Here is a 26,004-nt window from a genome sequence, read left to right as displayed (position 1 = left end):
CCTGTGTTTAGCCACCAATAAAGGAGAGATTTTGCGTGATGCCGGTATTGCCCTGATGCAGGAAATGCGTCTGCTTTTTCTGTCCAAGGCTGTGCGCAATGCGCGCCTGCAACTCATCCTGCTGATCGTCAGAGGCCAACAGATCGCGCAACGAGACGCCGCCGTCACCAAACAGGCACAGATGCAGATTGCCCAGTGCCGACACGCGCAGGCGGTTGCAGCTGGCGCAGAAATCTTTCTCATAAGGCATGATCAGGCCCACTTCGCCCTGATAATCGGGATGTCGGAACACCTGCGCCGGACCGTCGCTGCGGCCGCGCGGCTGGCGCTGCCAACCTTGCAGAATCAGTTGATCGCGGATCACTTCACCGGAGATATGATGGCGGCGGAACAGATCGCTGCCTTCGCCGGTTTCCATCAGCTCGATAAAGCGTAATTGAATCGGTCGCAGGCGCAGCCATTCAAGGAAGGTACTGAGACTATGGCTGTTCACGTCGCGCATCAACACGCTGTTGACTTTCACTTTCTCGAAACCGGCCTCAAAAGCTGCATCAATTCCCGCCATCACTTCGGCAAATTTGTCCTGCCCGGTAATAGCGTGAAACTGGCGCGCATCGAGGCTATCGACGCTGACGTTGATATGGGTGAGGCCGGCAGCGCGCCACGCACCCACGTCGCGCGCCATGCGGTAACCGTTCGTGGTCATCGCTATCTGGCGAATGGCGGCGTTTTCACGCACGGCGGCGATTATGTCGGTGAAATCACGACGCATGGAGGGTTCGCCACCGGTCAGGCGCACTTTTTCCGTGCCCGCAGCCGCAAAGGCACGCGTCACGCGACGAATCTCATCCAGCGAGAGAAAGCTCTTATTATGCGTACCGTTCGGCTTGTAGCCGTTTGGTAAGCAGTAGGTACAACGGAAGTTACACACATCCGTGACCGACAGGCGCAGATAGTAAAAGCTGCGCGCGTAGGCATCTGTAAATTGTGGCACCTGAACACCTTTCCAAAGTCGGGAGATGCAGTCATTTCTTTCTGCACCCTGGCAGCTCAAGGCTGCGGCCTGCATTCCCTATCGTTAACGACTTAGGAACCCAGGCTTGGGAGTTTGTTGTCATTGTGGACAACACGGTTAAAACGAATGGTAGCGCGATTAGCGATTCGCATCCATCAGTGAATTTCGCTATATATCTTGATGTATAACGTATTTTTCACCGCATTTTCGCGACAGGATACGGTAAAATGCACCCCAGATATTGATGCACATCAGTTCAACTGCGCCTCAACGCGAGGATGTCGGTGACAAAGGAGAAACATGAATCGAACCCTGGCAGATTTGGATCGCGTAGTGGCATTAGGTGGCGGGCACGGTCTGGGCCGCGTGATGTCGGCGCTGGCGCCGTTAGGCTCGCGCTTAACCGGCATCGTCACCACCACCGATAACGGCGGCTCCACCGGCCGCATTCGCCGCTCGGAAGGCGGCATTGCGTGGGGCGATATGCGTAACTGCATCAATCAGCTGATCACCGAACCGAGCGTCGCTACCGCAATGTTTGAGTATCGTTTTAGCGGTAATGGCGAGCTGGCCGGACACAATCTTGGCAACCTGATGCTGAAGGCGCTGGATCACCTTAGCGTGCGCCCGCTGGAAGCCATCAATATCATCCGCAATCTCCTCAAGGTAGATGCCTTTCTGATTCCAATGTCAGAACAGCCGGTCGATCTGGTGGCGCAGGATGGTGAAGGCAATATGGTGTACGGCGAAACCGCGATTGATGAGATGAAGCAGCCGCCGGAAGAGTTGATGTTGCATCCAAACGTATTGCCAACGCGCGAAGCCATAGACGCGGTGGGCGAAGCGGATTTGATTCTCATTGGGCCTGGCAGCTTTTACACCAGCCTGATGCCGATCTTGCTGATGGAAGATATGGCCCGCGCACTGCGTCGTACGCCAGCCACCATGGTATTTATTGGCAACCTGGGTCGCGAGCTGAGCGCCGCAGCGGCCAGCCTGAATGTGGCCGATAAACTGGCGATCATGGAAAAAGCCATTGGTAAGCGCGTTATCGATGCCGTGGTGGTGAGCCCGGCAGCCGATATTAGCGGTGTGGAACAGCGTTTAATCATTCGTGAACCGCTGGAAGCCGCCGATATCAAATATCGCCACGACCGCCAGCTGCTGCGCATTGCGCTGGAACACGCCATTCAAGCCGTTTAGTTTCCAGGTGCGCATCAATGCGCACCCTACGAAAACCCCACTGAATTCGCGTAGGGGCGCCATTCATGGCGACCTAAATACAACGATCACGAAGCCGCAATAAACAGCTCGCGCAGTTGATGTAGCTGATCGCGCACGCTGGCGGCTTCTTCAAACTCCAGATTCTGCGCGTGTTGCTGCATCTGCCCTTCCAGCTCGTGAATTTTCTTCTGCATCGCCTGCGGCGTAAGCGCCATGTAATTGGCTTCCGCTTCTGCTGCAGTACGTGACGCGGTTTTGCCTTTTCCGCGCGTTTTAACCACGTTTTTGCCGAGCTCAAGAATATCGGTGATTTTCTTGTTGAGCCCTTGCGGCACGATGCCGTTCTCTTCGTTGTATTTTTGCTGCTTCTCGCGACGGCGCTCGGTTTCGCCCATCGCGCGTTCCATCGACGGCGTGATTTTGTCGGCGTAGAGAATCGCCCGGCCGTTAATGTTACGCGCGGCGCGGCCTATGGTCTGAATCAACGAACGCTCCGAGCGCAGGAAGCCCTCTTTATCGGCATCCAGAATCGCCACCAGCGACACTTCCGGCATATCCAGGCCTTCTCGCAGTAGGTTAATGCCGACCAGCACATCAAATTCGCCAAGGCGTAAATCGCGGATAATCTCCATACGTTCCACAGTATCGATATCCGAGTGCAGATAGCGCACCTTCTCGCCGTGCTCAACCAGATATTCAGTGAGATCTTCCGCCATGCGCTTGGTCAATACGGTGACCAGCACGCGCTCATTGATCTCGACACGCTTGCGAATTTCCGACAGCAAATCGTCGACCTGCGTCGCCACCGGACGCACTTCCAGAATCGGATCCAGCAGGCCCGTTGGACGTACCAGCTGATCAATCACTTCGCTGCCAGATTTTTCCAGCTCGTAGTTGCCCGGCGTCGCCGAAACATAAATGGTTTGTGGGGCTGCCGCTTCAAACTCTTCAAACTTCATCGGGCGGTTATCCAGCGCCGACGGCAAACGGAAACCGTATTCTACTAGCGTCTCTTTACGCGCGCGGTCACCGCGATACATGCCGCCAATCTGCGGAATGGTCACGTGCGATTCGTCGACCACCAGCAGGCCATCAGCCGGTAAGTAGTCGAACAAGGTCGGCGGCGGCTCACCCGGTCCGCGTCCCGAGAGATAGCGGGAGTAGTTTTCGATACCAGAGCAGTACCCCAACTCGTTCATCATCTCGAGATCGAACTGAGTACGCTGGGAAATACGCTGCTCTTCAAGCAGCTTATTGTTCTCCATAAGCACCTTGCGGCGGTCCACCAGTTCGACTTTGATGTCTTCCATCGCCTGCAGAATACGCTCGCGCGGCGTCACGTAGTGCGTTTTGGGATAGACGGTAAAACGCGGGATCACCGAATCGATCTGACCCGTCAGCGGATCGAACAGCGATAGCCGTTCAACTTCTTCATCAAACAGTTCGATACGCAGCGCAATGTCATCCGATTCCGCCGGGAACACATCGATCACCTCGCCGCGCACGCGGAAGGTACCGCGCTGGAAGGCCTGATCGTTGCGACTATATTGCAACTCCGCCAGACGACGCAGAATACTGCGCTGATCGATAATCATGCCGCGCGTCAGATGCAGCATCATTTTCAAGTAGAGATCGGGATCGCCCAAACCGTAGATCGCCGACACCGAGGCCACCACAATCACATCACGACGCTCCAGCAGTGCTTTGGTCGCCGACAGACGCATCTGTTCAATGTGCTCATTCACCGACGCGTCTTTTTCAATAAAGGTGTCAGAGCTCGGCACATAGGCTTCAGGCTGATAGTAATCGTAATAAGAGACGAAAAACTCCACCGCGTTATCCGGGAAAAACTCCTTCATTTCACCGTACAGCTGCGCCGCCAATGTTTTATTAGGCGCCAGCACCATGGTGGGTCGATTGAGATCGGCAATCACGTTCGCCACGGTAAAGGTTTTACCTGAGCCCGTAACGCCCAACAGCGTTTGATGCGCGAGTCCATCTTCCAGCCCCTCTTCGAGACGGCGAATCGCCTCAGGTTGATCGCCTGAAGGCTTAAAATCGGAGTTGAGTTTGAAGGCTTTGCTCATGTTTTGGCGGTTCCAGCTGGTGAAGTCGGCGGGCAGGCTGCTAATTCTACTCTGCTATGGGGAATTTGCCAGAAAAAAATACTGGACATAATCACAGTAAAATTGGACGATAATGACACCTTCGGACGATTTTCTTCAGCGTAATTGAAGCAGCGAGCAGCAAGCTGTTGTTGCGTAATGTTATCCCCAAGTGGAGGACGCTTTTAACATTTGTCAATAGAGTGTCATTAAATTGCAGTTCGATGACAAGGCAGATAATTCGCATGCTTGATTTTAACTAACCTGCTGTTTTAATTGAAATTGACCCAAAAGCCCAGTTTCTCATCATAATGTGTTAAGGCCGCGAATTTACTCGCTTCCACACGGTTTTCAGTCGCTAATGCACAAGGTTATCCACAGTAATGGTGGATAAGTGGATCGAGCCCCGAGCCCATCGGCTGTGTATAATTTTCTCGCGCCCATCCTTAAGCGCGAAAAAAAATTTTTTCGTATTTATTTTTATCTCCCTGCGTGTCGCAGTAACCCTTCTTTTTGCCTCTTTACACTCTCTTGCCTGCAGAGAACCCAGGCATTAAGGCCACTTATTTCCGCAGTTAATGCCTTACGAACGATCAAATGCACCAGAAACGTTAAGCCTTCAGCACCGTCAAAGTGCAGCCAATTTATCACCGCTGGCAATTGTTAAGCATTACTCAACTTTTAGCGGCCTATTTGCTTCATTTCAGATTGAGAGATGCCTAAATCCTTAACCTGGCCTGGGAATTGCAACGTTCATCGTATGGAGTGACGAGTCCATATCGGCGTGTGCCGATAACAGCGGTGTCCATCAATCGTGCACGACTGTATGCCAGACGACACAGAGCGGGAGCATTCAGGCTAATAATCTGGAAGGAGTATGTCAGATGCTGAGTTTACGTTCGGTGAATCAGTTTTACGGTCAAAATCACATTCTGTGGGATGTGGATCTCGATCTGCCGCCGGGCACCTGCACCGGCGTGCTGGGCAGCCCCGGCATGGGCAAAACCACCTTGGTGAACTGCATTATGGGGCGTTTGCCGATCAACAGCGGCTCGATGACCTGGCAGGAAGATGGCGCGCCGCCGGAAGATTTGCTGCTGCAACCTGCCGAGCTGCGCGCGCGTACCGGCATAGGTTATGTGCCGCAAGGACGGCATATATTCTCGCAGATGAGCGTGGAAGATAACCTGCTGATTGCCCTGATGGCGGCGCAGGATGATCGGAGCCGCGCCATTCCTGAAATGGTTTTTGACCTGTTTCCAGCGCTCTATTCGTTGCGCCATCAACGCAGCGGTGAGTTGCCGATGGAACAACAGCAACATTTGGCATTGGCACGCGCACTGGTGCTGCAGCCAAAACTGGTGATTCTGGATGAGCCGACGGAAGGGATGTCGCCGTGGCTGGAAGAAGAGATGGGCAACCTGATTCGTCGGTTAAACCGTGAATATGGTTTAACCATTTTGTTGCTTGAGCAGCACGTTTCATTTATCCGCCGCGTCGCCGACTATTTCCTGCTATTACATCAAGGACGCAATGTGGCACACGGTAAAGTGGCGCAGCTGGATGACATCACCGTCAACAAGTGGCTAACGGCGACGTGATTATCTTAGGTCGCCATGAATGGCGTAATGCTTGTCAGTTAAGAGATGAAATCCTATTACCGAGCGCACATATTGTAGCGGCGCAATTCATTGCGCGATAAATCGCGCCGCTACGGAATGTGCGGTGGTTAGATACGGTGCTTAACTGATCGGCATTACGCCATGAATAGCCCCCTACAAAATGGCTTCAAGCAATGTAGGGTCGCCATTTATGGCGACCTGGGTTATTGCGGTAGTGTCAAATAGCGCCCGCACTCGGCCTGCTGCGCCTCATCAGTAAGATGTGGGATCTCCCCCAGAAACGGCGCTTCAATACGCTGTCGCAGCGTGGCGATATACTCCTGATGGCGTTTGCCGGGTGGCTGGATATCATTGGCTACCCAACCCGCAAGGCGCAATCCGCGCGCTTTCACCGCCTCGGCAGTGAGCATCGCATGGTTGATGCAGCCTAACTTCACGCCCACCACCAGAATCACCGGCAACTGCTCAGCTGCCACCCAATCGGCGTAAGTTTGCGTCTCGGAGAGCGGTGTGAACCAACCGCCTGCGCCTTCAACTAACACCCATTCCGCCTGCTGCTCCAGTGCGCGCAACCCTGCTGACAGTGCCGCAAAGGTAATCGGTCGGCCCTCTTCTGCGCTGATGATATGCGGCGAGGTCGGTTCGAGAAACGCCAGTGGATTGACCTGCTCGTAGCTTAACGTCAGGCTGCTGTAGCGCTGCAACGCCAGCGCGTCGCTGTTGCGGATGCCTTCCGGCGTCATCTCGCAGCCGGATGCCACCGGCTTGTAGCCAGCGGTGCGTAAACCGGCGGCGCGCGCCGCCTGCAGCAGCGCGCCGCTGGCCACGGTTTTGCCCACTTCAGTATCCGTTCCGGTAATAAACCAGCGTGTCATTTGCTTAAAACTCCATACATCAGGTGATAACTCAGGCGATATCCGGCCTCATCCTGCGGCCAGTGCTGCTCAAGCTGTGCTAGCTGGGATCGGGTCAGCACGCTGGCGCCGCGTCCATCGTGCAGATGTGTGGCACCAATCCCTTTCAGGGAGCGCATAGCGCTGAGCGCACTGGGAAAGTGCAGCGTGATAACCTGCTGCTGCGCCGTCATCGGCAGCGTTGCAGTGGCCGCGTGAAACTGCGCGGTACTGAGAAAACGGTTGGCATGCTGGCGACCATCCAGCTGCGCCCACGCGTGATGCACTTCATGCAGCGATCCGTCGAGCAGCGTGGAAAACAGCACCGTGCCACCCGGCCGCGTAACGCGCAAAAACTGCTGTAACGCAGTGTGTAGATCGCTGCTCCACTGCACCGCCAGATTGCTCCACACGCCGTCAACGCTGGCGTCGGGCAGCGGCACTTCATCGATATCGCCCAGCAGATAGTGCTGCGCCGATTGCTGATCGCACGCGGTTTGCAGCATGTTGGGCGACAAATCGAGCGCCGTCAGAGTACGTCCGCGATCGCGCCAGTAGCGGCTATACCAACCCGTGCCGCAACCGGCATCCAGCAGATGCGGGCCAAAGCTTGCGGGTGCCCGCGCCAGTAACGCATCGCCGCTCAGCCGCTGTAATTGCGCGTGCTGCTCGTAATGCGCAGCCGCGCGACCAAAGGCGTGCGCTACGGCCTGCTTGTTAACCTGCAGCGTCATACAGCGCCTCCAGCAAACGATCAATATCATCGGGGTGATGCGCAGCAGTAAGCGTGATGCGCAGCCGCGCCGTGCCTGGCGGCACGGTCGGCGGACGAATGGCGCTCACCCAACTGCCGGCTTTAGCTAGCCGCTGCGACAACGCCAGCGCCGCACTGTTTTCGCCGACGATGAGCGGCTGAATCGCGCTATTTGAGGCCACCAACTGCCACGGCAAATCCGCCGCACCGGCGCGGAAACGCGCAATGTGGCTGTGCAGTTTTTCACGTAGCGCATCGCCTTGTTGAATCTGCCGCAGTGCTGCCAGCAGCGCGTAGCACTGCGCCGGAGGCATCGCGGTGGAATAGATCAGATGGCGAGAAAACTGTTCAACATAATCGGCGGTGGCGTCATCACACAGCAGCGCCGCGCCGCTGACGCCAAACCCTTTACCAAAGGTGACGATCAGCAGCTCCGGTTTTACCTGCTGCTGCCAGCAGCTGCCACGCCCTTGCGCACCGGTCACACCGATGCCGTGCGCATCATCCACCAGCAGCCAGCCGTTGCCGCGCCGCGTCTCCTCAGCGATCGACGTCAGTGGCGCGCTGTCGCCGTCCATGCTGAATACACCTTCGGTCACCACCAGCGTGCCGCCTTCTGACGGCGTGGCCAGCAGTTTCGCCAGACTTTCCGGCTGATTATGAGCAAAGCGACGCAAGCTCGCCGGGCTGTGGCTGGCGGCATCCAGCAGTGAAGCGTGCGCCAGCTTATCGGCAAAGATGCGATCCTGCTTTTCCGCCAGCAGATGAATCACCGCCTGATTGGCGGCAAATCCCGAAATGAACAGCAGCGCGCGCGAATAGCCAAGCCAGTCTGCTAATTCCGCTTCCAGCTGCGCATGATGACGGCTGTAACCGGTGACATGACCGGATGCACCCGCCCCTGCGCCCGTCTCGGCCGCGCCCTGCTGCCACGCGGCGATCACCGCTGGATGCTGACTGAGTCCGAGATAGTCATTGCTGGAGAAATGGCGATAACGCTGACCGTCGAGCGTAATTTCCCGCACGTTGTTGTGCTCGATGGGACGCCGCAGACGCCAGCCATCAGCAGCACGCCGCGCCGTCAGCGCCTGATCAATACGTTGTGTCCAGCCCATTTACACAGCCGCGTTGTAGAACTGCTCGGTATCGGCGTGCAGCAGCTGCTCGCTGAGCTGATATTGCTGCTCGTTGTCACCCGCGGTGGTCGCGGTATGTTCCGGATTGAGCCCCAGCTTGCGGAATAGAATCAGATCTTTATCCTCTTCCGGATTTGGCGTGGTGAGCAGTTTGCAGCCGTAGAAAATCGAGTTAGCCCCGGCCATAAAGCACATCGCCTGGGTTTGCTCGCTCATTTGCTCGCGACCGGCTGAAAGGCGCACGTGTGATGATGGCATCATGATGCGCGCCACCGCGATGGTGCGGATAAAGTCGAACGGTTCAACGTCATCGTTATCGGCCAGCGGTGTGCCTTTGACCTTCACCAGCATGTTGATCGGTACGCTTTCAGGCGGCGTCGGCAAATTGGCCAACTGCACCAGTAAGCCCGCGCGATCTTTCACGGTTTCACCCAGGCCAACGATGCCGCCCGAACAGACTTTAATGCCCGCGCCGCGCACTTTATCCAGCGTATCCAGACGTTCCTGATAGCTGCGCGTGGTGATGATGTTGCCGTAGAATTCTGGTGAGGTATCAAGGTTGTGGTTGTAGAAATCGAGCCCGGCTTCGGCAAGGCGCTGCGCCTGGCTGCCGTCCAGCGTGCCAAGCGTCATGCAGGTCTCCATGCCCATCGCTTTTACGCCCTGCACCATCTGCTGAAGGTAGGGCATGTCGCGTTCGTGCGGGTTTTTCCATGCAGCTCCCATGCAGAAACGGCTCGATCCCGCCGCTTTGGCTTTGCGCGCCGATTCCAGTACCGCATCTACTTCCATCAGACGCTCGGATTCCAGACCGGTCTTATAACGCGCGCTCTGCGGACAGTATTTGCAGTCTTCCGGGCAGGCGCCAGTTTTGATCGATAGCAGCGTGCTGACCTGCACCTGGCGCGGATCGAAATGTTGACGATGCACTTGCTGCGCTTCAAACATCAACTCAAGGAAAGGTTTATCGAAAAGTGCCTGAGCTTGTGTCAGTGTCCAGCGGTTTGCCATTGCTTACTCCAGAAAAAGGGGGTTCATCCCGACGATTAACGTGGTTATACTTGTAAACTAAATCTTTTTAAAATGGTTTACAACTTACATGTTCACTCAGGACGACCTCAATTTTGACCGCCAGCATATCTGGCATCCCTACACGTCGATGCGCGATCCCCTGCCCTGTTATCCGGTTGTGGCGGCGCACGGCTGCCAGCTGCAGTTGGCCGATGGACGTGAACTGGTGGATGGCATGTCGTCATGGTGGGCGGCGATTCACGGCTATAACCATCCGCGCCTTAACCAGGCGCTGCAGCAGCAAATGACGCAGATGTCGCATGTGATGTTTGGCGGCATTACCCATCCGGCGGCGGTGGAACTGAGCCGCCAGTTGGTTGCTATCACGCCTGACGCGTTGGAGTGCGTGTTCCTTGCCGATTCAGGTTCCATCGCCGTTGAAGTGTCGATGAAGATGGCGCTGCAATACTGGCTGGGACGCAACCAAACGCGACAGAAATTTCTCACGCTGAAGCGCGGCTATCATGGCGATACCTTTGCCGCTATGTCGGTGTGCGATCCGGAAAACTCGATGCACAGCCTGTGGCGCGGCTATCTGCCAGAACATCTGTTCGCCAACGCGCCGCAAAGCGCCTTTGATGATGAGTGGAACGAGGCGGATTTTGCTGATTTCGCGCAGTTGGCAGAAACTCACCATCGTGAGATTGCGGCAGTGATTCTGGAGCCGATCGTGCAAGGCGCAGGCGGGATGCGTTTCTACCATCCGCGCTATCTGCAACAGGTGCGCGCGCTGTGCGACCGCTACGGTTTGCTGCTGATTGCCGATGAGATCGCCACCGGCTTTGGCCGCAGCGGCAAGCTGTTTGCCTGCGAACATGCTGGCATCACGCCGGACATTCTCTGCCTGGGGAAAGCGCTGACCGGCGGAACCATGACGCTCTCCGCCACGCTAACCACACGAGAAGTCGCCGATACCATCAGCCGCAGCGCGGCAGGCTGCTTTATGCATGGGCCCACCTTTATGGGCAATCCGCTGGCCTGCGCGGTGGCGGTGGAAAGTCTGGCGCTGATCGCTGAAGACGGCTGGACAACCCAGGTGCCGACCATTGAACGGCAATTACGCGCCGAACTGCTGCCGTTGCGTAGCCATCATGCGGTGGCCGATGCACGCGTGCTGGGCGCGATTGGCGTGATCGAAACGCATCAGGCGGTGAACATGGCCGCGCTGCAGCAGTTCTTCGTCGAGCGCGGCGTGTGGATTCGTCCGTTTGGCCGATTGATCTACCTGATGCCACCTTATCTGATTTCTGCCGCTGAACTGACGAAACTGACGCAAGCGGTCAGTGCGGCACTGGATGTTGCCGCGCATTTCCACCATGATTGACGGCACTGCACAACCAAAAAGGAGAGATCATGCGCGTATTTAGCCAGGATTTTAACGATGGCGATAAGATGCCAGAACGACACGTTTTCAACGGCATGGGTTACCAGGGCGACAATTTGTCACCGCATCTGGCGTGGGATGATGTGCCAGCAGGCACCAAAAGCTTTGTGGTCACCTGCTACGATCCCGACGCACCCACCGGTTCCGGCTGGTGGCATTGGGTAGTCGCGAACATTCCGGCCGAGGTGACCGTGTTGCCGCAAGGTGCCGGTTCCGGCGTGGCGGAACTGCCGGAGAGCGCCATCCAGACGCGCACCGATTTTGGCCAAACTGGCTATGGCGGCGCGGCCCCACCGCAGGGTGAATCGCATCGCTACATCTTTACCGTGCATGCGCTGGATACGGACAAAATTGAGGTGGATGAAGGCGCGAGCGGCGCGATGGTTGGTTTTAACGTGCATTTCCATGCGCTGGCGAGTGCGTCGATGACGGTGAAGTACGCGTAATAAGAAAGGTCGCCATGAATGGCGACCCTACGACGGATTTTGTAGGGTGCGCATTTATTCGCACCTGGTCGCCATCAATGGCGACCCTACGACGGATTTTGTAGGGTGCGCATTTATACGCACCTGGTCGCCATCAATGGCGACCCTACGGCGGATTTTGTAGGGGGCGCTTTTATGCGCACCTGGTCGCCATCAATGATGACCCTACTAAATATCACAGTTGGTGGATGACAACCCACATTGGGCCTTGTCCTACCGCATAACGCGCCAGCGGATTGAGCAGGCCGCGCGCCTCAATCTTATACACTTCGATATGGTGCGATTTCTGTCCCGCCGCCACCAGATATTGACCGCTGTGATCGATGTTAAAACCGCGCGGTTGCGTTTCGGTCGGCTGGAAACCTTCAATCGCCAGTACGGATCCATCTTCACTGATGCTGAACACCGTAATGGTGCTGCTGGTACGGTCACAGGCGTAAAGGAAACGGCCATCCGGCGTGATATGGATGTCAGCCGCCCAACGCGTGTCACTAAAATCTTTTGGCATCATGTCGAGGCTCTGCACGCGCTCAACCTGACCGTGCACGTTGTTCAGCGCCCAGACATCCACGGTGCTATCCAGCTCGTTCACTACGTAGCCATAGGCGCCGTTCGGGTGGAAGGCCATGTGACGCGGACCCGCACCTTCAACGGTGGTGACCTGCGCTTGTTCACGCGGCGCCAGCGTTCCCTCTGCATTCAGCTGATACAGGCAGATGCGATCCTGTTTCAATGCCGGTACAAACAGCGTTTGGTTGTTCAGATCGATATTCGCTGAGTGACAACCCTCCAATCCGCTAATTACCTGACTCGGCGCCTGCGGCAAGCCATCGCTGCCAATTGGGCTAATACTGACGCAGGCATCGTTGTACGAGCCGCAGAACAGATAGTTACCCTGACGATCGGTGGAAATGTGCGTTGGGCTGCCCGGTAACGGCGCTTCACCGGCGAGGCTCAGCGTACCGTCGGCCGCAATGCGGAACGCCAGCACGCGAAAATTCGGACGAACACCTACATAGAGGAAATCTTTCTTCGGGCTCACCACCATCGGCTGCACCTGGCCGGCAACATCCGTTACCTGCAATAACGTCAGTGCGCCATCTTCCTGCAACTGCCAGGCATGAATCTGCTGGCTCTCGGGACTGGCGGTATACACGACTTGTTTCATGCGTTTTCCTTATTCGCTGCCTGATGAAAGGGATAACTGTAGCGCGTTTCATTTTGTCGCGCTGGATTCATTTGTGCCCTGTTTTTTGTCTCAGGGCCGCTGCCGGGTGTAGACTCAATGCTTTGCCAACTCCCGGACGGAAAGTGTAATGAGCTACCGCGTAATCGCCCTTGACCTCGACGGCACCCTGCTGACCCCGAATAAAACCATTCTGCCTGAATCCATTGAAGCGCTGGCCCGCGCGCAACAGGCGGGCGTGAAAGTGTTGATCGTCACCGGTCGCCATCACTGCGCCATCCACCCTTTTTATCAGGCACTGAATCTCGATACCCCCGCCATCTGCTGTAACGGCACCTATTTGTATGATTATCCAGCGAAAAAGGTGCTGGCCGCCGATCCACTTGATAAAAACCAAGCCGCGCGTGTGATTGAGATGCTGGATGAAGAGAACATCCACGGTCTGCTGTATGTCGATGATGCGATGCTGTATCAGACGCCAACCGGCCATGTAACGCGAACGCTTAACTGGGCGCAGTCGCTGCCAGAAGCGCAGCGTCCGCTGTTCCTGCAGGTGCCAAGTCTGGCGCAGGCCGCGCATGAAGCCACATCAATCTGGAAGTTCGCCTTGTCGCACCCGGATACGCGCGCGCTGCAGCAGTTTGCCGAACGCACCGAAGCCGAATTGGGTTTGGCCTGTGAATGGTCGTGGCACGATCAGGTCGATATTGCCAAAGGTGGCAACAGCAAAGGCAAGCGCCTGGCGCAATGGGTGGAAAGTCAGGGCTTCAGCATGCAAGACGTGCTGGCGTTTGGCGATAACTACAACGATCTCAGCATGCTGGAACAGGTGGGATTGGGCGTGGCGATGGGCAATGCCGATGACGCCATCAAAGCGCGCGCCAAAAAGGTGATTGGCACCAATCTGGAGCCGGGCATCGCCGACGTGATTTATCAGGAAGTGCTGTAATATCAAAAAGGTGCGCATAAATGCGCACCCTACAAAACCGGTATAACGCATTGTAGGGTCGCTATTCATGGCGACCTGTTGCTCACGCCGCTATCGACACACTTTTAATCTGCGCATACAGCCACTGATCGGGCCGGATGCCCAGCTCATCCCGCGCCCACGGCGAGATGCGCGCCCACAATTCGCTTATCCCAATACGCAGCTTAACTTCCACCTGATCGTCAATCTCCAGCAGCTCAACCACCTGCGCCGGTAAAATATTGCGTATCGAGGTGTTATGCGGCGGCTGCAATGCCAGCGACACATCCGCCGAGGCGATACGAATGCGCAGCGGGGTTTTCAGCGGCTGATTCACCCGACTGACCCAAATATGCTGATCGCCGAGCGACAGCGCGGTCATCGGGTAATCCGGATGCTGCTCTAACACCTGCACGCGCAGCACGCTGGTACGCTCGGCAAGCGGCAACCACGGACGCATCGCCGAACTGCTCCACACCTTCTCCAGCGCACCAAAGGCTTTCACCTGGCCCGCATCCAGAACCAGCACGTTATCCGCCAGCTGCAGGATTTCGTCGAGGCTGTGCGACACGTAAAGAATCGGAATATCAACCTGCTTCGCCAGCTTTTGCAGATAGGGCATCAGTTCACGTTTACGCGGCAGATCAAGCGACGCCAGCGGTTCGTCCATCAGCAGAATATCGGGCGCAGTCAGCAAGGCGCGGCCAATCGCCACGCGCTGTTTTTCACCGCCCGACAGCGATGCCGGATAGCGCGTTAACAGCGATTCAAGGCCGAGCAGCGCCACCAGCGCGTTGAACTGTGACTTCATCGACGGTGCCATGCCGTATTGCAGATTGCCGCGTACACGATAGTGCGGGAACAGCCGCGCATCCTGAAACACGTAGCCGATGCGACGCTTTTCCGGCGGTAAATTCACGCGCGATGCTGAATCAAACAGCAAACGATCGTTCAGTTCAATACGCCCGCTTTGCGGCTGCGTTAAGCCACCAATCGCGTTAATCAACGAGGTCTTTCCCGCACCCGACACGCCAAAGATGGCGGTGATGCCGCTGGCGGGAATATTGACGTTGACGTCGAGCCGATGATCACCCAACTGCTGAGAAAGTTGCAGATTTAACATTACGCCGCTCCCAGCCGCTTGCGGCCCCAGCGCGCCAGCAGCTCAGAAGCCACCAGCGACATCAGCGCCAGCGCAATTGCCACCGCACACAGTCGCGCAGCGGTGCCTTCGGCGCCTGGCGTTTCGATCAAGGTAAACATCGCCGACGGAATGGTGCGTGTCTCACCGGGAATGTTGGAAACAAAAGTGATGGTGGCGCCAAATTCGCCCAGCGAACGGGCAAAGGCCAAAACCGTACCGACAATGATGCCAGGCAAGGTGAGCGGCAGGGTAATGGTGAAAAACACGCGCCAGCGACCCGCACCAAGCGTGCGAGCGGCCTGCTCAAGTTTGGTATCAACCGCCTCCAGCGCGAGCCGAATCGCTCGCACCATTAGCGGAAACGCCATTACCGCCGAAGCGATCACCGCGCCGCGCCAGCTAAAGGCAAACGTGAAGCCGAACCAGTCATACAACCTTTCGCCGATGAAACCGCGGCGGCCTAAAGCGATCAGCAGCAGATAACCGACCACCACCGGCGGCAGCACCAGCGGCAGGTGGACGATACTATCGAGCAAGGTTTTGCCTGGAAACCGGCAGCGCGCCAGAATCCAGGCCATCATGATGCCAAACGGCAAGCTGCACAGCACCGCTACACAGGACACTTTCAGGCTGAGAAACACGGCCTGCCATTCGGGATCGCTCAATATCATTTCTTCGGCGTAAATCCATACTGTTTAAACACGGCAGCGGCATCCGGCCCCTGCAAATAGTTATAGAAGGCGGTTACCGTTGCGTTCTGATGTTCTTTGACGATCGCCATCGGATATTCCACCGGCTTGTGGCTCTCTTCCGGGAAACGTCCGACTACCTGCACTTTTTGGCTGGCAACCGCGTCTGAACCATACACGATGCCGTACGGCGTTTCATTGCGTTCAACCAGCGCCAGCGCAGCACGTACATTGTTAGCGGGTGCCAGCTGCGAAGATAAAGCGTCCCACGCGCCGAGTTTTTGTAATGCTTCTTTGGCATAAATCCCGGCCGGTACGTGATCGGGATCGCCCACCGCCAGTCGCTCACCTTTCAGCAGGCTTCTCCAGTCGGTTTTACTATCAATGGTCACCGCTTTGGCGGCATCGCTTTTCGGGGCGATCAGCACTAAGTCATTGCCAAGCAGCGTATAGCGCGTGTTGGTCACCACGCTGTTTTTTGCCACTACATCGTCCATCCACTGCTGGTCGGCAGAGATGAACAGATCGGCAGGCGCGCCCTGATCAATCTGGCGCGCTAACACTGATGAAGAGGCAAATGAAGAGACCACTTCAACGCCCGTTTTCTTCTGGTACTGCGTAGCGATCTCCTGCAACGCATTAGTCAGTGACGCAGCAGCGAACACGGTGATTTTTTCCGCAGCAACCGCTTGACCGGCCAGAGAAAGAGTCAGTGCAGTGACAGCAGCCCAGCGGTAATGATTTTTTTGCATTTGTTGCTCCTTGTTACGTTATATATTTGATAATACAACGTCGGCACAAATGCGTCATGAGATAGTTATCGGCAGGATTTTACGGAAGTTAATAACAAAACGCCCGCAGGGTGCGGGCGTGGGGAAATCAGTGTTGCGAGCTGTTGGCGGGACGATCGTCGCGGCGGCCAAATTTAGAGATGACGTTGAAAAGTTCACCCAGGCCGTAAATCAGACCGAGCATAATCGCCATCACAATCGGCACCATGATGATAGCCACAGCCAGGCTTTTTAACAGTTCCAGCATGGAAACCTCACGCAGAAAATAAAAAAGTGATTGTAACGGTTAGCGAAAAAAACGCACTGCCCTTTTCGTGCTTTTACTTTTAAGCAGTAAACTGAGCGGATTAACCTAAGGAGCTGACATGCAGGCAGAACTTTCTCTCCATATTCGTCTTCAGCAAAAACTGTTTGCCGATCCGCGCCGCATCGAATTATTGAAACGCGTGCAGCAAACCGGCTCTATCAGCCAGGGCGCGAAATTGGCGGGTATCAGCTACAAAAGTGCCTGGGACGCGATCAATGAGATGAATCAACTGGCCGATCAAACACTGGTGGATCGCGCGACCGGCGGCAAAGGCGGCGGCGGTGCACAACTTACACGCTATGGCGAACGACTGATTCAGCTTTTCCAACTGATGGAACAGATTCAGCAGAAAGCCTTTGATGCGTTGCAAAACGACAGTTTGCCGCTCGACAGCCTACTGGCAGCGATTGCGCGTTTCTCGCTACAAACCAGTGCGCGCAATCAGCTGTTTGGCACGGTGCTGGCCAGCGACCATCAACAGGTTCAGCAACACATTGAGGTACTGCTCGCCGACGGCACCACGCGTTTGCAGGTGGCGATCACCGAGCGCAGCGCCGAACGTTTGCAGCTCGACAGCGGTAAAGAGGTGCTGGTGCTGATTAAAGCGCCGTGGATTCACATCAGTCACTCCGCAGACAGCAGCGATAACCAGCTGGCCGCGCAGATTAGTGCCATCGAACCCGGCGAGCAGGTCAGCGAAGTATTGATGGCGTTGCCGAGCGGCGAAACGCTGTGTGCTACCGTCACCAATGACGCAGTGAAGCAGCAGAATCTGCAGGTTGGCGCCCATGTCACCGCCAGTTTTAATGCCGAACATGCCATCATTGCCACGCTGCTCTGAAATCCGCGCCATGATTTGACTTCGTCTGCATCACTGGCTAAAACTGAGCGACACGATGCATAAAACGGAATAGATGATGTCTTCATTGCAAATTTCGCAAGGCACGTTTCACCTTAGCGACACCCGAGCTCTGTCACTCAACGATTTGACCCTCAACAGCGGCGAAAGCTGGGCTTTTGTCGGCGCCAATGGCAGCGGCAAATCGTCGCTGGCGCGCGCGCTCTCCGGCGAACTGCTGCCCGGTAAAGGCAGCGTGCAGCAGAATTTTCAGCGCCGTACGCGCCTGTCGCTGGAGCAGCTCCAGAAGCTGGTCAGCGATGAATGGGAACGCAATAACACCGACCTGCTCAGTGAAGGCGAAGACGATACCGGTCGCACTGCGGCGCAAATCATTCAGGACGAAGTGAAAGATGAGGCGCGCTGTCAGGCACTGGCGCAGCAGTTTGGTATCACTTATCTGCTCGATCGCCGCTTCAAATATCTTTCTACCGGTGAGACGCGCAAAACGCTGCTGTGTCAGGCGCTGATGGCGCAGCCAGATCTGCTGATTCTCGATGAGCCTTTTGATGGACTGGATGTGGGGTCGCGCGCCAGCCTGGCAAACACCCTCAACAATTTGCACCGCAACGGTTACAGCGTGGTGCTGGTGCTCAATCGCTTTGACGATATTCCTGATTTTGTTGAAAAAGTCGGCGTATTAGCCGAATGCACGCTAACGCACGTTGGCGAGCGCCGCGCGATATTGGCCGAAGCGCTGGTGGCGCAGCTGGCACACAGTGAAAAACTCGCAGGCATGGCACTGCCGGAAGCGGATCAACCCGATCAATTGCCGCAGCTGGCTGAAGATGCGCCGCGGGTGATTCTGCGTAACGGCGTGGTGTCATACAACGATGTCGCGGTGATTAATGGCCTGAACTGGCAGGTCAATCCAGGTGAACACTGGCAGATTGTTGGGCCGAATGGCGCGGGTAAATCCACCTTGCTTAGTTTAGTGACCGGCGATCATCCGCAAGGTTACAGCAACGATTTGACGCTGTTTGGCATCCGCCGTGGCAGCGGTGAAACCATCTGGGACATCAAGCAGCATATCGGCTATGTCAGCAGCAGCCTGCACCTTGATTATCGCGTCAGCTGCAATGTGCGCACCGTGGTGCTCTCCGGCTTCTTCGATTCAATTGGCTTATATCAGGCGGTGTCGGACCGGCAGAAAGCGTTGGCGCTTCAGTGGCTGGCGCTGCTTGGTATGGACAATCAGTTGGCGGATGCGCCGTTCCACAGTTTGTCGTGGGGCCAGCAGCGGCTGGTGCTGATTGCGCGTGCGCTGGTGAAACATCCGACGCTGCTGATTCTCGATGAACCGCTGCAAGGACTGGATCCCATTAACCGCCAGCTGGTGCGCCGTTTTGTAGATGTGCTGATCGGCGAAGGCCGCACGCAACTGCTGTTTGTGTCGCATCACGCTGAAGACGCCCCGCAGTGCATCTCCCACCGCCTGAGTTTTGTTGCGCAGGAACACGGTTACGGTTTCCTGCAAGAAACACTGCGTTAATGAGTGGTCGCCATAAATGGCGACCCTACAAATCTCTGCGTATTCATGCGCACCAACCCTGAAATGACGCTTCGATGTAACCGCTACCATTTCATTGCCTGGTATTTCAACAAATGCACGCGATAACCCCACAAAATGAGAATCGTCACCTTGTGTAAACGATACCATTTATCCAGACTGGATCACGCTTTCCCGCTGGTCTTTGTGCTACTTTGATCAAAATCATTTTTATCTGTTTGCTGTTTACCAGGACTCATCATGGAAAAATTTAATCCGGTCGATCATCCGCATCGCCGCTATAACCCATTGATCGATCAATGGGTACTGGTTTCACCCCACCGCGCTAAACGTCCGTGGCAAGGTGCGCAGGAAACGCCGGCGCTGGAACAACTGCCCGCGCACGATCCGGACTGTTTCCTCTGTGCGGGAAACACCCGCATTACCGGTGACAAAAATCCAAACTATAAAAGCACTTACGTGTTCACCAACGATTTTGCCGCGCTGATGACCAACACGCCAGATGCACCGCAGAGCGACGATGTGTTGATGCGCTGCGAAAGCGCGCGTGGCACCAGCCGGGTGATCTGTTTCTCGCCGGATCACAGCAAAACGCTGCCAGAACTGCCGCTAAGCGGGCTGGAAGATATTGTGCGCACCTGGCAGGAACAGACCGCCGATCTCGGTCAGCATTATCCGTGGGTGCAAGTGTTTGAAAATAAAGGTGCAGCGATGGGCTGCTCCAATCCGCATCCGCACGGCCAGATTTGGGCCAACAGCTTCCTGCCGAATGAAGCGCAGAAAGAAGATGACCATCAGCGTCGTTATTTTGCTGAGAAAGGGTCGCCGATGCTGGTCGATTACGCTGCACGTGAGCTGAATGATGGCAGCCGCACGGTGGTGGAAACTGAACACTGGCTGGCCGTGGTGCCGTGGTGGGCGGCGTGGCCGTTTGAAACGCTGCTGTTGCCAAAAGCCCATGTAAAACGCATCACCGATCTCACGGAGCCGCAGCGCACCGATCTGGCGCTGGCGCTGAAGCAGTTGACCAGCCGCTACGACAACCTGTTCCAGTGCTCATTCCCCTATTCAATGGGTTGGCACGGCGCGCCGTTCAACGGCGAAGCCAACGATCACTGGCAGCTGCATGCCCACTTCTACCCGCCGCTGCTACGTTCAGCCACGGTACGCAAATTTATGGTTGGCTATGAAATGCTGGCCGAAACCCAACGTGATTTAACGGCAGAACAGGCGGCTGAACGTCTGCGTTCTGTCAGCGATATCCATTTCCGCGAGGCGCAATAAATGTCATTAAAATCCATTACTCAACAGGTTTTCGCTGACACCTTTGGCTATCAGCCTACGCATAGCATTCAGGCGCCGGGCCGCGTCAATCTGATCGGCGAACACACCGACTACAACGATGGCTTCGTGCTGCCGTGCGCCATCGATTATCAAACTGTGATTGCCTGCGCCAAACGCGACGATCGCCAGGTGCGCGTGATTGCCGTCGATTACGACAATCAGCAGGACAGTTTCTCGCTCGATGCGCCGATTGAGCCGTTAAAAGAGCCAATGTGGGCCAACTACGTGCGCGGCGTGGTGAAACACCTGCAGAAACGCGATGCCAGCTTGGGCGGCGTCGATATGGTGATCAGCGGCAACGTGCCACAAGGTGCGGGGCTGAGTTCATCAGCCTCACTGGAAGTGGCGGTTGGGACCGTATTCCAGCAGCTGTATGCATTGAAACTGGACGGCGCAGCAATTGCGGTGAACGGCCAGGAAGCGGAAAACCAGTTTGTCGGCTGCAACTGCGGCATCATGGATCAGCTGATTTCCGCGCTGGGTCAGCCGGATCACGCCATGCTGCTGGATTGCCGCACGCTCGGCACGCGCGCAGTATCAATGCCAGAAGATGTTGCGGTGGTGATCATCAACTCCAACTTCAAACGCAGCCTGGTGGGCAGCGAATACAATACGCGTCGCGAACAGTGTGAAATCGGCGCGCGCTTCTTCAATAAACCGGCGCTGCGCGATGTTACGCTGGAAGAATTTGAAGCCTCTGCCGGTGAGCTGGATGCATTAGTGGCAAAACGCGTCCGTCATGTGATTACCGAGAATGCACGCACGCTGGAAGCAGCAGAGGCGTTAAGCGCAGGCGATCTGAAACGTATGGGCGAATTGATGGCCGAATCGCACGCCTCAATGCGTGATGATTTTGAAATCACCGTGCCGCAAATTGACCAGCTGGTTGAGATTGTGAAAGCAGAAATCGGCCCGCGCGGCGGCGTGCGCATGACCGGCGGCGGCTTCGGCGGCTGCATCGTGGCGCTGATGCCGACCGATCTGGTCGATGCAGTGAAAGCGGTGGTGGCTGAGAAGTATGAAGCGCAAACCGGCATCAAAGAGACGTTCTACGTGTGCAAAGCCTCCGCAGGAGCCGGCCAATGGTAAGTGATGTGAATTCACACGCGCCAGACGGGCAACCGTGGCGTATCACCGTGTTGCGCAATCGCAACGGCATGGTCGCCACCTTTATGGATTGGGGCGCGACCTGGCTTTCCGCGCGCGTACCGATGCAGGATCACAGCGTGCGTGAAGCGCTACTCGGCTGCGCGACACCATCAGATTATCTGCATCAGGATGCCTATCTTGGCGCCACCATTGGCCGCTACGCTAATCGTATTGCCTCGGCAGAACTCAAGCCGCTCAATCTGCTGCTGGCCGCTAACCAGGCCGCGCATCAGCTGCACGGCGGACCGGAAGGGTTTGATAAACGTCGCTGGCAGATTCTCAGTCAGAGCGAAACCGAGGTGCATTATCGCCTCGATTCACCGGATGGCGATCAGGGTTATCCCGGCAATTTGATTGCCGATGTCATCTATCAACTTGATGATGATAATTGCCTGTCGATTCGCTACGAAGCGAAAACCGATAAGCCTTGCCCGGTCAATCTGACCAACCATGCTTACTTTAATCTTGATGCGCATCATGGTGATGCGCGCCAGCATCGCTTACAACTGCACGCCGATCATTACTTGCCAGTGGATAGCGAAGGTATTCCGAATGCGCCGCTGAAAGCAGTGGCAGGAAACAGTTTTGATTTCCGCCAGCCGAAGCGCGTGGCCGACGAATTCCTCGCCGATGACGATCAAAAAGCGGTGAAAGGCTACGATCATGCCTTTTTACTTAACACCGCCGGTGACAGCAGCCAACCTGCTGCCCATTTGTGGTCAGCCGATGGCAAGCTTGAGCTGAGCGTGTTTACTGCCGCCCCGGCGCTGCAGTTCTACACCGGCAACTATCTGGCGGGAACACGCGCCCGTGAGCAGGACAGCTATACTGCTTTCCAGGGCATCGCTCTGGAGAGCGAATTTTTACCGGATTCGCCCAACCATGCAGAGTGGCCACAGCCCGATTGCTGGCTGCAACCCGGCGACAGCTGGCAGTCCGTGACGCGTTATCGCTTCACGCCGCACTGAGCCACCGGATGAAAAACGCGCACTGCGCTGCCGACAGGCTTACGCAGTGCGATGTTTTCCGCTATGGTATGGCGCTATTAGTGAGCCGCTTCTCAGTGGCCGCAGCCGGTTTCAATACTAATCGTAAATCGAGCATTAAGGAGTAAAGCTATGGCCGTAACTAAGCTGGTACTGGTGCGACACGGCGAAAGCCAGTGGAACCAGGAAAACCGCTTCACCGGATGGTACGACGTTGACCTGTCTGACAAAGGTCGCACTGAAGCCAAAGCAGCCGGTCAGCTGCTGAAGAAAGAAGGTTTCGTGTTTGATTTCGCTTACACCTCAGTGCTGAAGCGCGCTATCCACACCCTGTGGAACGTGCTGGATGAGCTGGATCAGGCATGGCTGCCGGTTGAGAAAACCTGGCGTCTGAACGAGCGTCATTACGGTGCGCTGCAAGGTCTGGATAAAGCTGAAACCGCCGCCAAATACGGTGACGAGCAAGTTAAACAATGGCGTCGTGGCTTTGCCATCACCCCACCAGAACTGGATCGCGCTGATGAGCGTTTCCCAGGCCACGATCCGCGTTATGCGTCACTGACTGATGCGCAGCTGCCAACCACTGAAAGCCTGGCGCTGACCATCGAACGCGTGATCCCATACTGGAACGAAAGCATTCTGCCGCGCATTAAGAGCGGTGAAAAAGTGATCGTTGCTGCGCACGGTAACTCCCTGCGTGCGCTGGTTAAATACCTCGATAACCTGAGCGAAGACGAGATCCTTGAGCTGAACATCCCAACTGGCGTGCCGTTGGTGTATGAGTTTGATGAGAACTTCAAGCCGATTAAACGTTACTATCTGGGCGATGCTGACGAGATTGCTGCGAAAGCAGCAGCTGTAGCAAACCAGGGTAAAGCGAAGTAAGCGACCGCTGAAACGCAAAAAGGCCAGACGCAAGTCTGGCCTTTTTTTATTGCGGTAACGGCTTAGTCGCGACGCTGTTTGACCGCCTGAGCCAGCTGACGCAACGCTTTCTCGGTGTCTTCCCAGCCAATACACGCATCGGTAACGCTCTGGCCGTACACCAGCGATTTGCCGCTTTCGAGGCTCTGATTCCCTTCCACCAGATGGCTTTCGATCATCACGCCGGTAATCGCCTGCTCGCCACCGGCAATTTGCTGTGCCACGTCAGCAGCAACCACCATCTGACGCTGGAACTGCTTGCTGCTGTTAGCGTGGCTAAAGTCGATCATCACCTGTGGACGCAGACCTGCTTTCTCCAGACCGGTTTTCACCGCCGCCACGTGTTCGGCGCTGTAGTTCGGCTCTTTGCCGCCGCGCAGAATGATGTGGCAATCTTCGTTACCGCTGGTTTCAACAATCGCCGAATGACCATATTTGGTGACAGAGAGGAAGCAGTGTGGCGCGCTGGCCGCACCGATCGCGTCAATCGCCACTTTAATGGTGCCGTCGGTGCCGTTTTTGAAACCTACCGGACAAGAGAGGCCAGAAGAGAGTTCGCGATGCACTTGCGATTCAGTCGTACGCGCGCCAATCGCGCCCCAACTCATCAGATCGGCCATATATTGTGGCGTGATCATATCGAGGAACTCACCCGCCGCAGGCAAACCGATATCGTTGATATCCACCAGCAGTTTACGCGCCAGACGCAGGCCGTCGTTAATCTGGAAACTGCCATCCATAAAGGGATCGTTAATCAGCCCTTTCCACCCTACGGTGGTGCGCGGTTTTTCAAAATAAACACGCATCACCACTTCCAGATCGTCTTTCAGCTCATCACGCAGTTTCAGCAGGCGATTCGCATACTCTTTCGCCGCTTCGGTGTCGTGAATCGAGCAAGGGCCGATCACCACCAGCAGACGATCGTCTTCGCCATGCAGAATGCGGTGAATTGCCTGACGTGACTGCGCGACGGTTTCGGCAGCTTTATCGGTAGCGGGAAATTTTTCAAGCAGGGCAACAGGAGGAAGTAACTCTTTGATCTCTCTGATGCGTAAGTCATCGTTCTGGTAATCCATACACCATTCCATTCAAATTTCTGGCCCAGCGTCCGCCGGGCGCAACCTGCCCACTTTAGCCCTTCGCGCCACAGGTGTAAATTCCACAACGCGGTTAAAATGTACATCTCAAATTTGCATTTATATATCCATGCACTAAGCTTTTTAAATGTAAGCACTAAGGAATGACGTGTTTGCAAAATTTAATATTTGAGCGAAGCGTATAAGGTGGATTTTATTCCATCGCGGCACGCTATTTTCGTCACTTAACACCAGTGCGTGTTTGACGGCAACTATCCATTAATTACTGGAGCATAATGATGAATAAGTTTGCAATTATCTTTCTGACGGCAGCGATGACTTTAGGTAGCGGTGCAGCGATGGCTGCTGATAACAACGGCGCGGCGAATGCTTCTGCGGAAGCAGGTGCTGCAGCGGGTGGTGCAAAAGAGAACCTGCCACCCAATAAAGTTGATAATAGCCAAATTAATAACACTGGCACCAATACCAATAGCGCGGCCACGTCTGGCACAGATTCAGGTAATATGTCCGCCAACCAGGTGCACAAAAACAGCATGTGTAAAGACGGCAAATGCCCGGATATGAATAAAAAAGTCGACACCAAAGAGGGTGGCGGCCACGTGAAACATAAAACAGACGGCACCTCACAATAATCATGCCGTCAGTTTTAAATAAGGGAGAGCTTCGGCTCTCCCTTTTATTTTGCCCCCCGCCCTTTTCCGCTATGCTGAAGCAATGAAATTCACAGGAACCGTTTCATGGCTTCATTGCTGCTTATTGATGATCATCCGTTAGTTGAAGTCGCACTGGAAGCGGCTTGCGTTAACGCTCCCATCCCTTTGAAAATTCTCGCCGCTGGCGATGAAGCACAGGCGCGCCAACTGCTTCAGCAACACGCTATCGATTTGATTGTGCTGGATATCGGCTTACCCGATTGCGATGGGCTGGAGCTGTTACGCCGCTTGCGCGTGCGCCATCAACAATGTCCGGTACTGATCTATTCCGCGCAGCAGAGCCGCCACACCTTGCTCAGCGCGGTATCCCTTGGCGCGGCGGGTTACGTGGTGAAGAGTCAAAGCATGATGCAACTGCTGAGTGCGATTCTGGCGGTACTCGGTGGCCAACAGGCGTTCCCGCCACTACCAGAACGTATCGAATTGCCGTTGACCGAGAAGGAACAGCAGATTGTGGCATTACTGGTGCGCGGTTTATCGAATTTACAGATTGGCGAGCAGCTGCACATCAGCAATAAAACCGTGAGCACGCATAAGAAGAACATTCTGGAGAAAACCGGCGTGCAATCGGTCGTTGAACTGGCTGAACTGTGGAAAGCGCAGCAGTGAG

Annotated in this window: 25 protein-coding genes and 1 riboswitch; of the genes, 13 read left to right on the top strand and 12 right to left on the bottom strand. The window is 55.6% G+C overall.

Annotated elements, in window-relative coordinates; all coding sequences use genetic code 11:
* Positions 1-7 precede the first annotated feature (7 nt).
* Positions 8-994, bottom strand: coding sequence for a GTP 3',8-cyclase MoaA (moaA, locus tag AC6I8K_RS05860; RefSeq protein WP_064740625.1), 987 nt, complete (start codon positions 992-994; stop codon positions 8-10).
* A riboswitch (molybdenum cofactor riboswitch) is annotated at positions 983-1,119 on the bottom strand. (Overlaps the previous gene by 12 nt.)
* Before the next feature lie 196 nt (positions 1,120-1,315).
* Between moaA and AC6I8K_RS05855 the strand changes: the two genes are divergently transcribed.
* Positions 1,316-2,218 (top strand): gluconeogenesis factor YvcK family protein, encoded by a 903-nt coding sequence (locus AC6I8K_RS05855; protein ID WP_483817033.1) that lies wholly within the window; start codon positions 1,316-1,318, stop codon positions 2,216-2,218.
* A gap of 86 nt (positions 2,219-2,304) precedes the next feature.
* Here AC6I8K_RS05855 and uvrB read toward each other — a convergent pair whose 3' ends face one another.
* The gene (gene uvrB / locus AC6I8K_RS05850) at positions 2,305-4,326 is read right to left on the bottom strand and encodes an excinuclease ABC subunit UvrB (RefSeq protein WP_497826369.1); all 2,022 of its coding nucleotides are present in this window, start codon (positions 4,324-4,326) and stop codon (positions 2,305-2,307) included.
* Positions 4,327-5,228: 902 nt separating this feature from the next.
* Between uvrB and AC6I8K_RS05845 the strand changes: the two genes are divergently transcribed.
* Complete coding sequence (locus AC6I8K_RS05845) at positions 5,229-5,945, top strand: ABC transporter ATP-binding protein (RefSeq protein ID WP_064740622.1); 717 nt, start codon at positions 5,229-5,231, stop codon at positions 5,943-5,945.
* 224 nt (positions 5,946-6,169) lie between these two features.
* Here AC6I8K_RS05845 and bioD read toward each other — a convergent pair whose 3' ends face one another.
* The 4 genes from bioD to bioB are packed head-to-tail and all read right to left on the bottom strand — an operon-like array spanning position 6,170 to position 9,760.
* Positions 6,170-6,841: a dethiobiotin synthase gene (gene bioD / locus AC6I8K_RS05840; RefSeq protein ID WP_483817031.1), complete on the bottom strand. Its 672-nt coding sequence runs from the start codon at positions 6,839-6,841 to the stop codon at positions 6,170-6,172.
* Positions 6,838-7,593, bottom strand: coding sequence for a malonyl-ACP O-methyltransferase BioC (bioC, locus tag AC6I8K_RS05835; protein ID WP_497826368.1), 756 nt, complete (start codon positions 7,591-7,593; stop codon positions 6,838-6,840). The genes bioD and bioC overlap by 4 nt, the downstream gene beginning before the upstream one ends.
* Complete coding sequence (gene bioF / locus AC6I8K_RS05830) at positions 7,577-8,728, bottom strand: 8-amino-7-oxononanoate synthase (protein WP_497826367.1); 1,152 nt, start codon at positions 8,726-8,728, stop codon at positions 7,577-7,579. The genes bioC and bioF overlap by 17 nt, the downstream gene beginning before the upstream one ends.
* Positions 8,729-9,760, bottom strand: a complete 1,032-nt coding sequence (gene bioB / locus AC6I8K_RS05825) for a biotin synthase BioB (RefSeq protein WP_007890608.1) — start codon at positions 9,758-9,760, stop codon at positions 8,729-8,731.
* Between the two features lie 88 nt (positions 9,761-9,848).
* On the opposite strand from bioB, the gene bioA reads away from it, so the two are divergent.
* Positions 9,849-11,144 (top strand): adenosylmethionine--8-amino-7-oxononanoate transaminase, encoded by a 1,296-nt coding sequence (gene bioA / locus AC6I8K_RS05820; RefSeq protein WP_497826366.1) that lies wholly within the window; start codon positions 9,849-9,851, stop codon positions 11,142-11,144.
* A gap of 29 nt (positions 11,145-11,173) precedes the next feature.
* Positions 11,174-11,650, top strand: coding sequence for a kinase inhibitor (locus tag AC6I8K_RS05815; protein WP_064740617.1), 477 nt, complete (start codon positions 11,174-11,176; stop codon positions 11,648-11,650).
* A gap of 214 nt (positions 11,651-11,864) precedes the next feature.
* Here AC6I8K_RS05815 and pgl read toward each other — a convergent pair whose 3' ends face one another.
* Complete coding sequence (gene pgl, locus AC6I8K_RS05810; RefSeq protein WP_497826365.1) at positions 11,865-12,857, bottom strand: 6-phosphogluconolactonase; 993 nt, start codon at positions 12,855-12,857, stop codon at positions 11,865-11,867.
* A gap of 148 nt (positions 12,858-13,005) precedes the next feature.
* Between pgl and AC6I8K_RS05805 the strand changes: the two genes are divergently transcribed.
* Entirely contained in the window at positions 13,006-13,824 is an 819-nt protein-coding gene (locus AC6I8K_RS05805; protein WP_497826364.1) for a pyridoxal phosphatase, read from the top strand.
* An 82-nt stretch (positions 13,825-13,906) separates the two neighbouring features.
* Here AC6I8K_RS05805 and modC read toward each other — a convergent pair whose 3' ends face one another.
* The 4 genes from modC to AC6I8K_RS05785 all read right to left on the bottom strand — a co-directional run bounded on the left by modC (position 13,907) and on the right by AC6I8K_RS05785 (position 16,713).
* Positions 13,907-14,965 carry a molybdenum ABC transporter ATP-binding protein ModC gene (gene modC, locus AC6I8K_RS05800; RefSeq protein ID WP_497826363.1) on the bottom strand — a complete coding sequence of 353 codons (1,059 nt, stop codon included), beginning with the start codon at positions 14,963-14,965 and terminating at the stop codon, positions 13,907-13,909.
* Positions 14,965-15,657: a molybdate ABC transporter permease subunit gene (gene modB / locus AC6I8K_RS05795; protein WP_064740613.1), complete on the bottom strand. Its 693-nt coding sequence runs from the start codon at positions 15,655-15,657 to the stop codon at positions 14,965-14,967. Before modB ends, modC begins: the two co-directional genes overlap by 1 nt.
* Entirely contained in the window at positions 15,654-16,427 is a 774-nt protein-coding gene (gene modA / locus AC6I8K_RS05790) for a molybdate ABC transporter substrate-binding protein (RefSeq protein WP_064740612.1), read from the bottom strand. Before modA ends, modB begins: the two co-directional genes overlap by 4 nt.
* 127 nt (positions 16,428-16,554) lie before the next feature.
* The gene (locus tag AC6I8K_RS05785) at positions 16,555-16,713 is read right to left on the bottom strand and encodes an AcrZ family multidrug efflux pump-associated protein (protein WP_497826362.1); all 159 of its coding nucleotides are present in this window, start codon (positions 16,711-16,713) and stop codon (positions 16,555-16,557) included.
* A 118-nt stretch (positions 16,714-16,831) separates the two neighbouring features.
* Between AC6I8K_RS05785 and modE the strand changes: the two genes are divergently transcribed.
* The 6 genes from modE to gpmA all read left to right on the top strand — a co-directional run bounded on the left by modE (position 16,832) and on the right by gpmA (position 23,545).
* The gene (gene modE, locus AC6I8K_RS05780; protein WP_064740611.1) at positions 16,832-17,614 is read left to right on the top strand and encodes a molybdenum-dependent transcriptional regulator; all 783 of its coding nucleotides are present in this window, start codon (positions 16,832-16,834) and stop codon (positions 17,612-17,614) included.
* A 76-nt stretch (positions 17,615-17,690) separates the two neighbouring features.
* Positions 17,691-19,163 carry a molybdate ABC transporter ATP-binding protein ModF gene (modF, locus tag AC6I8K_RS05775; RefSeq protein ID WP_497827223.1) on the top strand — a complete coding sequence of 491 codons (1,473 nt, stop codon included), beginning with the start codon at positions 17,691-17,693 and terminating at the stop codon, positions 19,161-19,163.
* A 258-nt stretch (positions 19,164-19,421) separates the two neighbouring features.
* Positions 19,422-20,465 carry a galactose-1-phosphate uridylyltransferase gene (gene galT, locus AC6I8K_RS05770; protein ID WP_064740609.1) on the top strand — a complete coding sequence of 348 codons (1,044 nt, stop codon included), beginning with the start codon at positions 19,422-19,424 and terminating at the stop codon, positions 20,463-20,465.
* Complete coding sequence (gene galK, locus AC6I8K_RS05765) at positions 20,466-21,614, top strand: galactokinase (RefSeq protein WP_497826361.1); 1,149 nt, start codon at positions 20,466-20,468, stop codon at positions 21,612-21,614. It abuts the gene before it with no gap.
* On the top strand, positions 21,608-22,642 hold the full coding sequence (gene galM, locus AC6I8K_RS05760; RefSeq protein ID WP_497826360.1) for a galactose-1-epimerase: 1,035 nt from the start codon (positions 21,608-21,610) through the stop codon (positions 22,640-22,642). The genes galK and galM overlap by 7 nt, the downstream gene beginning before the upstream one ends.
* Before the next feature lie 150 nt (positions 22,643-22,792).
* Positions 22,793-23,545: a 2,3-diphosphoglycerate-dependent phosphoglycerate mutase gene (gene gpmA / locus AC6I8K_RS05755; RefSeq protein ID WP_064740606.1), complete on the top strand. Its 753-nt coding sequence runs from the start codon at positions 22,793-22,795 to the stop codon at positions 23,543-23,545.
* 62 nt (positions 23,546-23,607) lie between these two features.
* On the opposite strand, the gene aroG is transcribed toward gpmA, so the two are convergent.
* Positions 23,608-24,660 carry a 3-deoxy-7-phosphoheptulonate synthase AroG gene (gene aroG, locus AC6I8K_RS05750; RefSeq protein ID WP_497826359.1) on the bottom strand — a complete coding sequence of 351 codons (1,053 nt, stop codon included), beginning with the start codon at positions 24,658-24,660 and terminating at the stop codon, positions 23,608-23,610.
* 296 nt (positions 24,661-24,956) lie between these two features.
* Between aroG and AC6I8K_RS05745 the strand changes: the two genes are divergently transcribed.
* Together AC6I8K_RS05745 and AC6I8K_RS05740 are read left to right on the top strand one after the other, a co-directional pair.
* On the top strand, positions 24,957-25,313 hold the full coding sequence (locus AC6I8K_RS05745) for a YbgS-like family protein (protein ID WP_483817020.1): 357 nt from the start codon (positions 24,957-24,959) through the stop codon (positions 25,311-25,313).
* Positions 25,314-25,418: 105 nt separating this feature from the next.
* On the top strand, positions 25,419-26,003 hold the full coding sequence (locus AC6I8K_RS05740) for a response regulator (RefSeq protein WP_064740603.1): 585 nt from the start codon (positions 25,419-25,421) through the stop codon (positions 26,001-26,003).
* The last annotated feature ends 1 nt before the right edge of the window (position 26,004 follow it).

This window comes from Pantoea sp. X-Soil-ISGK-421, assembly GCF_059730785.1.
This window is presented reverse-complemented; position numbering and strand designations above follow the sequence as displayed.